The organism is Erysipelothrix larvae (assembly GCF_001545095.1).
Taxonomy (GTDB): Bacteria; Bacillota_I; Bacilli_A; order Erysipelotrichales; family Erysipelotrichaceae; genus Erysipelothrix; species Erysipelothrix larvae.
Genome location: NZ_CP013213.1, coordinates 895,847 through 908,519, shown reverse-complemented (window position 1 = coordinate 908,519; position 12,673 = coordinate 895,847). Strand labels below are relative to the sequence as shown.

General features: G+C 37.6%; 10 protein-coding genes. All 10 read right to left on the bottom strand.

Annotation, left to right across the window (positions count from 1 at the left end; all coding sequences use genetic code 11):
* Complete coding sequence (hisS, locus tag AOC36_RS04120; RefSeq protein ID WP_067631705.1) at positions 1–1,281, bottom strand: histidine--tRNA ligase; 1,281 nt, start codon at positions 1,279–1,281, stop codon at positions 1–3.
* A 288-nt stretch (positions 1,282–1,569) separates the two neighbouring features.
* Positions 1,570–2,175 carry a GNAT family N-acetyltransferase gene (locus AOC36_RS04115; RefSeq protein ID WP_067631703.1) on the bottom strand — a complete coding sequence of 202 codons (606 nt, stop codon included), beginning with the start codon at positions 2,173–2,175 and terminating at the stop codon, positions 1,570–1,572.
* A gap of 55 nt (positions 2,176–2,230) precedes the next feature.
* Complete coding sequence (locus AOC36_RS04110) at positions 2,231–4,423, bottom strand: RelA/SpoT family protein (RefSeq protein ID WP_067631702.1); 2,193 nt, start codon at positions 4,421–4,423, stop codon at positions 2,231–2,233.
* A gap of 47 nt (positions 4,424–4,470) precedes the next feature.
* Positions 4,471–4,983: an adenine phosphoribosyltransferase gene (locus AOC36_RS04105; RefSeq protein WP_067631700.1), complete on the bottom strand. Its 513-nt coding sequence runs from the start codon at positions 4,981–4,983 to the stop codon at positions 4,471–4,473.
* Between the two features lie 34 nt (positions 4,984–5,017).
* Complete coding sequence (locus AOC36_RS04100; protein WP_067631698.1) at positions 5,018–6,673, bottom strand: Ig-like domain-containing protein; 1,656 nt, start codon at positions 6,671–6,673, stop codon at positions 5,018–5,020.
* Positions 6,674–6,691: 18 nt separating this feature from the next.
* On the bottom strand, positions 6,692–8,251 hold the full coding sequence (locus AOC36_RS04095; protein ID WP_067631696.1) for a single-stranded-DNA-specific exonuclease RecJ: 1,560 nt from the start codon (positions 8,249–8,251) through the stop codon (positions 6,692–6,694).
* Positions 8,229–9,920, bottom strand: a complete 1,692-nt coding sequence (locus tag AOC36_RS04090; RefSeq protein WP_067631694.1) for a hypothetical protein — start codon at positions 9,918–9,920, stop codon at positions 8,229–8,231. The genes AOC36_RS04095 and AOC36_RS04090 overlap by 23 nt, the downstream gene beginning before the upstream one ends.
* Entirely contained in the window at positions 9,920–10,195 is a 276-nt protein-coding gene (locus AOC36_RS04085; RefSeq protein ID WP_067631692.1) for a post-transcriptional regulator, read from the bottom strand. Before AOC36_RS04085 ends, AOC36_RS04090 begins: the two co-directional genes overlap by 1 nt.
* A gap of 232 nt (positions 10,196–10,427) precedes the next feature.
* Positions 10,428–11,705, bottom strand: a complete 1,278-nt coding sequence (gene murD / locus AOC36_RS04080; protein ID WP_067631690.1) for a UDP-N-acetylmuramoyl-L-alanine--D-glutamate ligase — start codon at positions 11,703–11,705, stop codon at positions 10,428–10,430.
* A complete protein-coding gene (gene mraY, locus AOC36_RS04075; RefSeq protein ID WP_067631687.1) occupies positions 11,702–12,667 on the bottom strand; it encodes a phospho-N-acetylmuramoyl-pentapeptide-transferase in 966 nt (321 codons plus the stop codon). Before mraY ends, murD begins: the two co-directional genes overlap by 4 nt.
* Positions 12,668–12,673 lie beyond the last annotated feature (6 nt).

Sequence of the window (12,673 nt, the reverse complement as noted above, 5' to 3'; positions counted from 1 at the left end):
TTAAGCTCCTTTTAACCATTCTTTAATTGTTTCAATGCCTTCTTCTAAAGACAGTTGAAGTTGTTGTTGTGTTTCAATATTCTTAAGTGTGAGTTGATTGTTTGCACGTTCATTTTCTCCGCAAATAATCACAACTTTTGCATGTGTACGGTCGACTGTTTTGAATTGAGCCTTCATCGATCTCACATCATGATCAAAGTCACAGATAAAGCCTTCGTGTCTTAATGCTTGGATGGCTTTAAAGATTGACAGCACTGATTCTTTATCGCGTGGCATCCCATAAACATCAATGTGATCTTCCGTATCAAAGTGTGTTCCAGACATTTCTGCGTATATCAATGCACGTTCAAGCCCAATCGCAAATCCTATTGCATCTGTTTTAGGGCCACCAAAGTATTCAACCATTTCGCTATAGCGACCACCTGCGAAAATTGTAGATTGGGCACCTGCATTTGGATCTGTTGATACAACTTCAAACACAGTGTGATTATAGTAATCAAGCCCACGCACCATGGAATCATCCACGCGGTAATTGATATGCATTGAATCCAATAAGGAACATACTGTTTCAAAGTATACGCGAGATGTTTCATTCAATGAATCTCTACTCTTAGGTGCATTCACAACTTCTGGTTTATCCCCATCTACTTTACAATCCAATATTCTCAGTGGATTTTGTGTATACCGACGCTTACAGTCTGCACATAAGGTGTCAACATAGGGCTTGAAGTATTCAGTAAGTCGATCACGATATGCTTTTTGACTCTCTTTATCCCCTAATGTATTGATAACAACTTGGAAATCTTTAATCCCAAGTTTCTGAATGTAATCAAGTCCAATCATAATCGTCTCAACATCAACAACCGGATTGGCTTCACTGAAAACTTCAATATTAAATTGGTTAAAGATACGCATCCGTCCTTTTTGTGGCCGTTCATATCTAAAGTTAGGTCCGATACTGAAATAACGTTGAACGCCTTTACCATTTGCATAAAGCTTGTGTTCAACAAATGCACGAGATATCCCTGCTGTGGCTTCAGGACGCAGTGTTAATGAACGATCCCCTTTGTCAATAAAGGTATACATTTCCTTATTTACCATGTCACTTGCATCGTTTTCACGTTTAAATACTTCAGTATGTTCAAAGATTGGTGTTCTGATTTCCTCAATGTGATATTTCGCTGCGATGGCGCGTGCATCGCGTTCTAAGCTCTGCCATTTCTTGGACTGTTCCCCATAAATATCTTGAGTACCACGGGGTGCTACAAATTTGTTTGACATTGTTGTTATCTCCTTTCAAGAAATATAAAAGGTGCTACCAAGGACGTAATGAAACGTGGTACCACCTTATTTTTTTACTCAAATCGTTAACGCCGATATACGAAATTTCCTACTTGATTTCAGAAATTCATCTCCTGTGTGTCACATCAATTTCCAAAGCATGTCTTTCACCATTTCAACATGTCTCTAAGCAATCTCCATTGATTCATTCACGATCTTCGATTTTCATGGATTAAGCATACCATAGAATCAATACAAAATACAAGATAATCTGTAACTCTAACTGCACTAATCTTTAAGATTCTTATATGCTTGTATTTTCCGATGAATCATTTCCCATGCTTTTGGGTTTTCTAGGTTAAACGCATTTGATTTCCAGTTCAAAGGCTTGTCCCCTAAGTAGGGTTCAAATCCAAAATGCTCATAGATATTAATTGCCTTATAACTCCAGGTTTGCGATGTAAGGTAGATGGGCGTGGTGAGTGCGAGTTCTTGGTTTAAATCGAGAAGTCGCGTCATCAACGCTTTAACAAGACCTTTTTGTTGGTGGTCTTTGGCGGTTGATACCCAATGAATGCGGGTCATGACACAACCAAAATGATTGCCTTCCCATAAGGAAGCGGTTGATACAATGTGTTGGTGGTCATCGAGAATAAATAAGCAACGGTTTTTGAGTAAGTCTGGTCTTGTTAAAAACTCTTTTTGGAAGATGTTTTCTGCTTCATTGAGTGAATTGGTATTCTCCAATGCATAAATCAGTAACGCCCAATCTTTCTCAAACCCTGGTTTATAAAACGAGTATGAATATCCATTTGGTAATGAATAGCGTGGATAATCTTGAGTTTTGTTTTTTATCATGATGACACCAATGTAAGGCAATGTTTTATCTAGCATCGATGATCTCCTTAATTGATTAGAATAAAGGGTCCAATAAGGGACCCCATCATCTTTAGAGTGTTTTTCGATCAACACGAATTACAGACTCGACTTTTCGCAAGTTCGCAATCAGCGTTCTGAGTTGTTGCGCATCTTTAACGACAACGCGCATTGTGGTGATGGCATGAATCCGGTCATCATCAACTTCAGAATTCACAGCGTTTAGTTTTACGCGTAATTGTGATGCAGTTGTTACTAAGTCAGTGAGCAAGAAGTTGCGATCGGTAGACAGAATGGACAATACTGTTTCGTATTCTGCACTATCAACACCATCTTCCCAACTTACATTAATTAAACGTTGTGTCTCATTCACGATATTTGGACAATCTTTTCGGTGAACTTTTACACCTTGTCCTTTTGAAACATATCCAATAATGTCATCACCTGGAACTGGTGTACAACATTTTGCAAGTGAGATCATCATTGAATCGATGCCATCCACGCGAATTCCTAAATCACCTTCGACACGTTTACTTGCTTGTTTATGAATCAGGCGTTCAAACTTCTCTTGTTCGCTCACAGGTTCTTTGTGAATGGATAGTTTCTCAAAGAGTGCTTGTGTGGAGAGTGATTTTGTAGCCAATGCAAAGTACATATCGTCCAGTGAATTCAATGAAAATCCATTGAGGATTGCATCCAAGCGTTTTGCAGTCTTGACTTCTTTTTCGTCGACGTTTCGTCGTTTACACTCATCTTTAAAGATATGTTCACCTTTAACGATAAGCTCTTCGCGTTCTTCTTGTTGTTTCTTTTGAACAAACGCTTTAATTTTATTGCGTGCATGCGATGTTTTAACAACCTTCAACCAATCTTCCGATGGTTTGGCTTGTTTTGCTGTCTTAATCGCCACGACGTCTCCGGTTTTTAATTCCTTATTTAAAGGAACCAACATGCCATTTACCGTTGCACCCACTGTTGTGTTTCCGACTTCTGTATGAATTCGATAGGCAAAATCGATAGGTGTTGCGCCATTAGGCAGTCCAATAACACGTCCCTTTGGTGTCATGACATAGATGTTCGCATCAAAAATATCTCTTTGAAGGAGTTCCATGTATTCAAGCGCATTTTGATCGTCATCGGTCATTTGGTTGAAATCACTAAACCAAGCCAACCGTTCTTCAATTTCACGTTGTTCTTTTTCTTGAGGAATCTTACTGCCTTCTTTATAGCGCCAGTGTGCTGCAACCCCACGTTCTGCGACTTCATCCATTGTGTAGGTACGAATTTGAATTTCGAAAATATTACCATCATCACCAACGATTGTTGTATGGAGGGATTGGTACATATTCATTTTTGGCATTGCGATATAATCTTTTAAACGCCCTGGTATTGGACGATATTCTGCATGAATATAGCCTAAGATTTCATAACAGTTTAATTCACTTTCGGTAATGATACGAATTGCTAATAAATCGAGAATCTCATCAAAACGTTTATGCTTGGTTGTCATCTTTTTATAGATACTATAAAGATGTTTTGAACGGCCAAATATATTGAACTTGATGCCATTTTCAGTTAATAATTCTGATATGCGTGTAATCATCCGGGTAACTTGTGCATCCCGTTCTGCTTTACGCATTTCCACAAGGCGTGCGATTTCATAATATTTGTCACGGTGTAAATATTGGAAACTTAAGTCTTCCAATTCATTTTTTATGGTAGAAATCCCGAGTCTATGCGCAATTGGAGCATATACATCCAGGGTTTCTTGTGCTATTTTTTTCTGCTTTTCTTCTGATTGAAATTGAAGTGTCCGCATATTATGAAGACGGTCTACAAGTTTAATAAAGATAACGCGAATATCATTGGCCATTGCGATAAAAATCTTACGATGATTAGCGGCTAGATATTCTTTTTCATCTTTAAATTCAAGATTCCCAATCTTAGTAACACTTTCTACAAGTGTTGCGATTTCTGGAGTAAATTCTTTCGCAAGTTCTTCTTTTGTAATGCCACAATCTTCAATGACATCGTGAAGTAATCCTGCTGCAATGGTTTCTGGAGACATTGTTAAAGACGCAAGAATATATCCAACTTGAATCACATGGATTACATACGGTTCACCGCTTTTGCGATATTGTCCATCATGTTTTTCTTTTGCATAATCATAAGCATGTTGAATGAGTTGAATATTTTCGTCTTTTTGAATATAGCGTTTCGCCTCTTTTAAGATACTATCGATTGAAATGTTTGTGCTTCCTGGCATATTCTCACCTCCTTATATTTTAAAGAAAACGAAGTACGATGACTTCGTTAATATTGCATAATTGTGAATACATCGATCCCTTTGAGTTTTTCGCGGCCGTTTAGATCTGCGAGCTCAATTAAGAATGCGCACCCTACAACTTCACCACCCAATTGTCTTACAAGATTAACTGATGCTTCTATTGTACCACCAGTTGCAAGTAAATCATCAATAATTAGCACCTTTTGACCGGGTTTAATGCCATCTTTATGAACATGTAATTCATTTGAACCGTATTCAAGATCATATTCAAAGGATACTGTTTCTCGAGGTAGTTTCCCGGGTTTACGTACTGGGATAAATCCAATTCCTAATTCAGTAGCGACTGGACATCCAAAGATGAATCCACGTGACTCAGGGCCAACAATCACTTCTGCGTCGACTTCTTTAGCAAAAGCGACAAAGCGTTCTGTTGCTTCTCTAAATGCTTTTCCATCTGCCATCAAAGGTGTAATATCTCTGAATAAAATCCCTTCTTGCGGGAAATCAGGAATTGTTGCGATATACTGTTTTAAATCCATTTTATTATGCCTCCAAAGTTACTGTTGTATTATATCACAGTTTCCAACCGTTATGTTTAAATCGTTGGTAAAATTGATAACCAACAACGCTGAACACAGCGAATAATATCAATGCTAAGAGTATAATTATGGATTTTGCCGTATTCACACCGATCTTCGTAAATGTAATAACATAAAGATTATCTGAAACCATGAAATGGACGACATTCAGTTCGCTATCAAGTTTTGATTCTTGTTGCGTATCCACTAATTCATTGTTCTCCACAAGATAGAGCAAGTGGATTTTATTGCTTGAATTTCCTAAAAGCGTTGGGCTGATGCTAAAGCGCGTACCTGCTGGATACCCTTCTGAATTATAGAAACGTAATGTATAACCTGGTGACGTTAATTGACTGTAGAATTGGCTGGATTCTGCGATAGAGGTCAAGGTGAAATTGAGGTTGATGTCTTTATCATAAGATTGCGAGAAACGAAACGCAACTTGTTCAACATTATTTGTTGTGATAAATTGAAACTCGATATCTTCATCAACTAATCCCATAATCGACTTATCAACAATCATCCCATTAAAGAACTTCCAATTATCACGAATCAAATAATCATCGCAGATTATTTTAATGTAAGTAGTGCCTTCGCTTGTCATATATTGTTTAACAGCTTCAGATGGCAAGATGAATTGGAATCGATTGCCTTGATAGATTGAAAGATCACTGACTGTTAACACAAGCGCTCCTGTTTCAGATCTTAGGATGGAAAGAGGAATTTGTTGTGACTCTGCAGTCTCTGTTTGCGGTGTGACATGGACTTCTAATACTGCTTCGATATTATTTACACGCGCATATACAAATGTTTTTCCCACTGTTAAGGCACGTAAAACACCATTTTCAATTACAATAATTTCTTGATCTTCTACTTCATAAGTCGCTTTACGAGAATCTGTTGTATCGTAAGGCACAAAAATAAGATTTGGAATATTTGAAGTTTGTCCAACTTCAAGAGTCAGTGTGGGTGGATTGAATTCAATTTGAGATAAAGGCACAACCACACTTACGCGCATGGATGCAGAAATGGATCCAATGGTTGCGGTAATGGTAGTGGTACCAACTTCAACCCCCGTTACACGACCATTAACTACCGTTGCGACACTTGGATTTGATGAACTCCACGTAATATTGCGTTTTGACAATGCGTCTGAAGACAAGGTATAACTGATGTCAAAAGAGCTTCCTCGACTTACAGTACGGGCTTCATTTTCAAAAATAATGGTTCCTGTAATGGAATAGACTGTGACCGGTATTGTTCGGGTATAGGATGTCTTAGAGTCATTCACAATGACTAACACTGAAATCGTTGTTTCACCAGGTGTTAATGCATTGATATCCCCACTGGTACTCACAGTCGCAACCGCTGGGTTACTGCTTGTAATCGTCAGTGAGTAGGTATTTGGTTCAAGGTTAATTGTCGCCTCAAGTTTATCGCTGGAAAACTCTTCAATTCGAAAAGACTCTTTATTGAGACTGATGATACGTTTTGCTTCTTCACTATTTTCGGTCTGATTCGTTGTTTCATTTTCACCTGTTAGTTCATTTTGTTGTTGTGTTTGTGTCTCTGCATTAATGTGAGTTGGAAATCCCATGATGAAAACAAAACATGTTATCCCCAAGATACTTAATAATTTACGAAATCGCATATCACACCTCCATACTTATTATAAAACACTTTCGACTGTAAATGACAGTCCATACTGTGAATGAATGGAAAATCTTCCGATGAGCATTTTTGGCATGTTATCACCATCAAATTTTGCGGATGGATTAAAGTACACAGCACTTTTTAACCAAAAGTTTTTAAAACTAAATCTGAATCCACTGGTTCCTATTGGATATACGGAGACTGCATCGGGACACTCAATTGCGAAAAGTGGCAATTGAAACCCTGGACCATACGGTTCAAATTTACTGATGCTTTCAAGCATCGATTTTGTTAAGGGTTCGTCCATCAAGACAATCGCATCGTCTTGTTTTACAGATTCAAGTGTTTTCGCAACTGATTGAACCTCGTGTGAAAACGCCTCAAATTGATGGTCATGGATGGTCATTCCATAAGCAAAGTCATGCCCTCCCATTGCGATAAAGTAGGCATCATTAACCTTACTGAACAATTCCGACAAAGAAATGGTTTTTGAGCGTGCACTGCCCTTATACCCTTCACTTACTTTTTGAAAGACCATGGTTGGTTTTCCAGTAAGTGTTGTTAATTGATTCGCAACAATTCCTAATAACCCTTCATGAAACCGTTCATCTGAAATGATGTTTACAGGCATGGATTCATCAATCATATCCAACGCAATCGTTTTTAAATCTTGGCCTAAGTTCTTTCGAACTGTATTCACACTGTTAACCTGAGCACAGAAGTTTAAGATGAGGTTTTCATCATCTGCCATCAAATACGGTATCATTGTATTCACATTAACCATATCTGCCATTCTTCCCACTGCATTTATTTTCGGAACAATTTGAAAGGATACCATCATGGCATCAATGGGTGCATTTTTTGTATTCAATAATGAAACAAGCGGTAAGAACTGATGTTTGTTGAGTGCTTTTAGACCTTCCATCACAATCTCACGATTTTTATGCCACAAAGGCATGACATCACCTAAGGTTCCAATACATCCAAGTGCTAATAGATAATCATCTGCATACCCATTTGTTTCGCAAATGGTATACATTAGTCCTGCTGCACACATGGTATCGCAATAGGGTGATAAGACATCTGGATGCACAAATACATCCACAGGTGGGGCTTCATCATAGGTATGGTGATCAACAATGCATACTTTCATACCAACTTCATGGGCATAGTGAATGGCTTCAAGGGCTTTAACACCATTATCGATCATCATCACGGCATCATACCCTTTTTCAAAAGCAAGTTTAAGTGTGTTTTTATTCGCTCCATATCCTTCATCAATTCGATTAGGGATATAATATCCAGCTTCAACACCCAATTTCTTGGCAAGAATCATCGCAATGGTCGTACTTGTGATACCATCACAATCATAATCCCCACAAATCATGAGTTTCTTGGATTGTTTCATAAATGAAACAACATCAAAGAGCACTGCGTCATGAACCACGTGTTGGGATGGTTTCAGCAGTTCTTCAACCTTATCATCCGATAAGTTGAGCAAAGAGAATATCTTTTGACAAAAGATACTTTCACTTGAAAATCGAGGATCACAATCAAGGTTTTGATAATATTTCATGTTTACTTCCTTTCATTATTAATGGATAAAAGATAAATGAACAGACTGTTGATAATGACCAGATAATCAGTGAACTAATCATCACTAGAATGTTATCGCTTGGGCTTGGAATAATTAACAGGACCGGAATCCCAATTATCATCATAATGGTTCCTAATCGTACCGTAGCATATACGATGCATTTCGACCATGAGTAATCTTTTAATTCTTTGGGTGTTGTGATGATAAAAAATGCATTGAGGATTGGAATACTTAAAAACAACAGTACTGTAATACGAGAGTGTCCAAGTGAAAACAGCGAAAACCAACCTGAACATATGGCTAGTGATAGAATGTTTAACACAATCGAAACAATCCCATAGCGATATTTTGGATGGGTATTCGCAATCATAAACCCCAAGATCACAAAAATCAATTCTGTAAAATAGAATAAGGGGGATCCCATTGGATTTTCTGTACTCGAAAATTCAAAAATATTACCAGTAACATTAATCTTTTGTTCGATTGAATCCCGTGCAATTTCTAGATTTTCAATATTGACATTTTCATTGTAGAAAAACCACATTGAGCGCTCGTCACTGATAAAAAAGGTGATTTGGTCATTAAGAACATCGTGTGTCGCAAATGACGCATGCATTTCAATAAAACTTTGTGCATCTTCTGCTTCGATTAAAAACAGAGTTTTGGATTCATATTCATTATACAACTCCCGTGAACGAACGTTGAAGTTATTAAATAGGATTCCCCCAACTAAAACTGCAATCAATCCCATGACTACAACACTTCCCCATACCCGTAGTGATTTATCCGAAGAATAACCACGGAAATTATTTAAGGACAGAAAATATTGGTTGTGTTTCTCATGGATCATAAAATCACGAACGGATTTTAAGCTAAATGGTAAAACAAAGGATAGCACGATCATAAATACCGCAATGAGTGCAAAATAACGTGCGGAAGACGTTAATCCAAAATTTGTAGCATAGAGCACCAATGAAAAAAATGCAAGGACGATTGCATGCGTGCGAACATTTCGTGAAATCGTTTGGTCCATCTCGTTTGAATTTGTGAATGTGTCACTGGAAATATAACTAATAAGCATTTTTTGTTGGAACAACAAGAAGCAAAATGATAAAAGCATCGAGAACCAGATCACATGCGTAAATGGATTGGAAAGATGTTTAAGAATTGTCAGTGACCCTAAAATGATAACAAAGATTGTGAGTACTGAAAACAACCCCAGTGTTTTATAACGAATGAGCCAATAAACCGCAAATGTTAATACAAAAACAGTAACATAAAACTCAAGTGTAAACATAAATTGGCCCAAATTTGACAATGAACCAAAGGTTCCTAATTCCATGATGGTAGTCCGCCACAATTGGCTTGATACTTGACTTAAAAAGGTTTGAAGATCGCTGACACCCGAGATAGAAATCATCTTAATGGTATCACTGATAGAGTCTACTTGAATTTCGCGTCCCATTGATCTTTGAGACATCAGAAAATCGATGAGTTGATTTGGGGATTCTTTTACATCAATAATTAAGCGTAGGTCGCGTCCAAATCCTAACCCAGGATTTAGGTTGCTGATGGTACCCAGTAGCAACAATACGACAAAGGATAACCCGACTAATGCAAAAAGGAGTGATACTCGACGTTTGGACATCATAGATCTCCTTCGGTCAATACATCACCCAATGATTGCTGTTTACTCCTGATTGTTGCATCAAGTGCCAAGTAACGAATGATCGTATCTGTTGAGATATTCAAAATTCGATCTGTTATTTGATTTAAGGTTGCACCCATCTGATTTTTTAAGATATATTTCGTAAATATCCGTTGAAAATCATCATAGGTTACTCCGTCAAATCCTTCGCGATGCATCTTCATCAAGCGCATTGTTAATAATAATTGAACGTGCTGTTCATTGTAAATCGGCATAACGTCACCCCTACCAACGTATTATATCAAAACGAGACCTATCTTTAAACAAAAATGGATTGATTCATCACGTAAAAAATGTGAATCAGCTCCCAATCCAAACAAAAAGTTCTCGTCGTGTTTTCTCACAAAAAGAAACCAACCCACTATAATCGGCTGTTTATGCGCAATGTTGGGTTGGTATCGACTTTATGATCTTTGAATTATATGTTTTAGTACTATTTGAACTTTTTTATAATTCATGAACCATCTTTTTAAATTGACGGCCCCGATCTTCATAATCTTTAAACTGATCAAAGGATGCACAAGCTGGAGATAATAAGACAACATCACCTTCTGTTGCAATCTTATGGGCTTGTTGTAATGCTTCAAACATTGTTTCAACAACAATTGCCTCTTCAAATACTGATTTTATTGACAGCGCACTGTCGCCAAAGACATAAATTGCTTTGAGTTTTGATGTGTAGTTTGCAAGAATATCAAAAGGAATTTTCTTGTCATATCCACCCGCTAATAAAATAACTTGGTGATCATCAAATGCACTTAATGCTTTTTCAGTTGATTCTGGATTAGTTGCTTTTGAATCATTAAAGTACCGAACACCATGAAGCGTTTGCACAAGTTCTAAGCGATGTTCAACACCTTTGAATGTAGATAGTGCCTGCGTGATTTGATCCGATGTTACGCCGCCTAAATACGCCATTACGGCTGCAAACATGGCATTCATCAGATTATGTTTCCCTGCGAGTTGAAGTGCATCGCATGGAAACAAGCGATCCTCACCATAGAAGCACCACCCTTTTTCAAGATACACGTGTTGTTTAGATTCTAAAGAGACATTAATAAAAGGGACTTCTAGTGATTGGGTGTATTTCATGACTTCTGCATCATCTGCATTTCGCACAACAACCTTTGCCTGTGATCCAAAGCGTGATTTAACACTGAAATAAGCTTCTACCGATTCATAACGATCCAAATGATCAGGTGTAAGATTCATTAGAGCATACGCTTCCAGTTTTAATCCTGGTAAATTTTCCATCTGAAATGAGCTCAGTTCAAGGGCAACATTTCGCGAAACATCCCCTTCTTGATACACAATTTCACTGTAAGGAATCCCAATATTTCCCACAACGATGGCATGGGAATCATGGATTTTAAACATGTCATAAAGGAGTGACACGGTTGTTGTTTTACCATTTGTTCCTGAAATTCCATATAACTTCCCAGAAGGATTATACATCGATGCCAATTCAATTTCATTAATAACATGTGAAAAACGTGATACAAGTGGATGTGAATTTGGTATACCTGGATTTTTTATCACAAGATCAACCTGATCAAATTGATCGGTTTCTGAGTCATCTAAAATAACTTGAACACCCATGGTTTCAAGGTCATCACGCTCATTGAAATCTTGATTTGACACCAACGTAACATGATATCCTTGTTGAGTGAGTAAATGTGCCGCTCCAACACCTGATCGTGCAGCACCGATTACAAGGGCTCTCATGCGAAAAATACTCCAATTAGAATACTTAATATTGCAAATACAGCACCTATACCCCAAAATAGATGGACTACATCAACTTCTTTCCAACCCGACAAGGTAAAGCTGTAGTGGATTGGTGTATATTTAAACAGACGTTTCCCTGTCTTTTTATAGTAGGTTTGTTGGATAATAACACTAAGCATTTCTAAAACAAACACGCCGCCAATTAACGCAAGTAAAAGTTCTTGGTGTAATACAATGGCAGTGGTTGCGAATAAGGCTCCTAATGGTAAAGATCCGACATCTCCCATAAAGATATTTGCAGGGTGTGCATTATATAGAAGAAATCCTAAAACACTTCCAAATACACAAAATAGCAGAAACATAATATCATAGTTGGCGTGTTTAAAAGCAATGATCATGAATGGAAGCATCGCAATCAGGGAAGTACCTGCTGCCAATCCATCCATACCATCAGTAAAGTTCACTGCATTAGCAGTTCCAACAATGAGGAACACGACAAGTATTGGATATACAAAACCAATATTAAGTTGAATGTTTACAAATGGAATGCCGACAACATTTGCACCACCTAAAGCCACATATCCTGCATAAAAAGCAAGGGCTACTGCAACTTGAAAAATGAGCTTTTGTTTCTCGGAAAGACCATCATTTTTTCCTTCTTTAACGATTTTATAATCGTCAACAAATCCTAAGATTCCATTGAGTAAATAGGTTCCGGACATCAAGAGAATCCATACATTTTTGAAAACAATTGCATAAATCAGTGATAAAATCGTTGGAATAAGCACAAATAGCGCTCCTCCAAACGTTACAGTTTTCTTTTTTTCTTTAAATGCATCCACAGCAAACTCACTGACGGTTTGTTGGATTGTTCGACTTTCTAAGTATTTTATATACTTTGGATATGCATATACACTGATGATTAATGCACTAATACCCCCAAGTATTGCTGGTATCATATCTAA

Coding starts and splice junctions, on each gene's coding strand:
- AOC36_RS04095 (WP_067631696.1), bottom strand. CDS start 8,251: ATGAAATATTATCAAAACCTTGATTGTGATCCTCGATTTTCAAGTGAA.
- AOC36_RS04115 (WP_067631703.1), bottom strand. CDS start 2,175: ATGCTAGATAAAACATTGCCTTACATTGGTGTCATCATGATAAAAAAC.
- AOC36_RS04110 (WP_067631702.1), bottom strand. CDS start 4,423: ATGCCAGGAAGCACAAACATTTCAATCGATAGTATCTTAAAAGAGGCG.
- AOC36_RS04105 (WP_067631700.1), bottom strand. CDS start 4,983: ATGGATTTAAAACAGTATATCGCAACAATTCCTGATTTCCCGCAAGAA.
- hisS (WP_067631705.1), bottom strand. CDS start 1,281: ATGTCAAACAAATTTGTAGCACCCCGTGGTACTCAAGATATTTATGGG.
- AOC36_RS04085 (WP_067631692.1), bottom strand. CDS start 10,195: ATGCCGATTTACAATGAACAGCACGTTCAATTATTATTAACAATGCGC.
- mraY (WP_067631687.1), bottom strand. CDS start 12,667: ATGATACCAGCAATACTTGGGGGTATTAGTGCATTAATCATCAGTGTA.
- AOC36_RS04100 (WP_067631698.1), bottom strand. CDS start 6,673: ATGCGATTTCGTAAATTATTAAGTATCTTGGGGATAACATGTTTTGTT.
- AOC36_RS04090 (WP_067631694.1), bottom strand. CDS start 9,920: ATGTCCAAACGTCGAGTATCACTCCTTTTTGCATTAGTCGGGTTATCC.
- murD (WP_067631690.1), bottom strand. CDS start 11,705: ATGAGAGCCCTTGTAATCGGTGCTGCACGATCAGGTGTTGGAGCGGCA.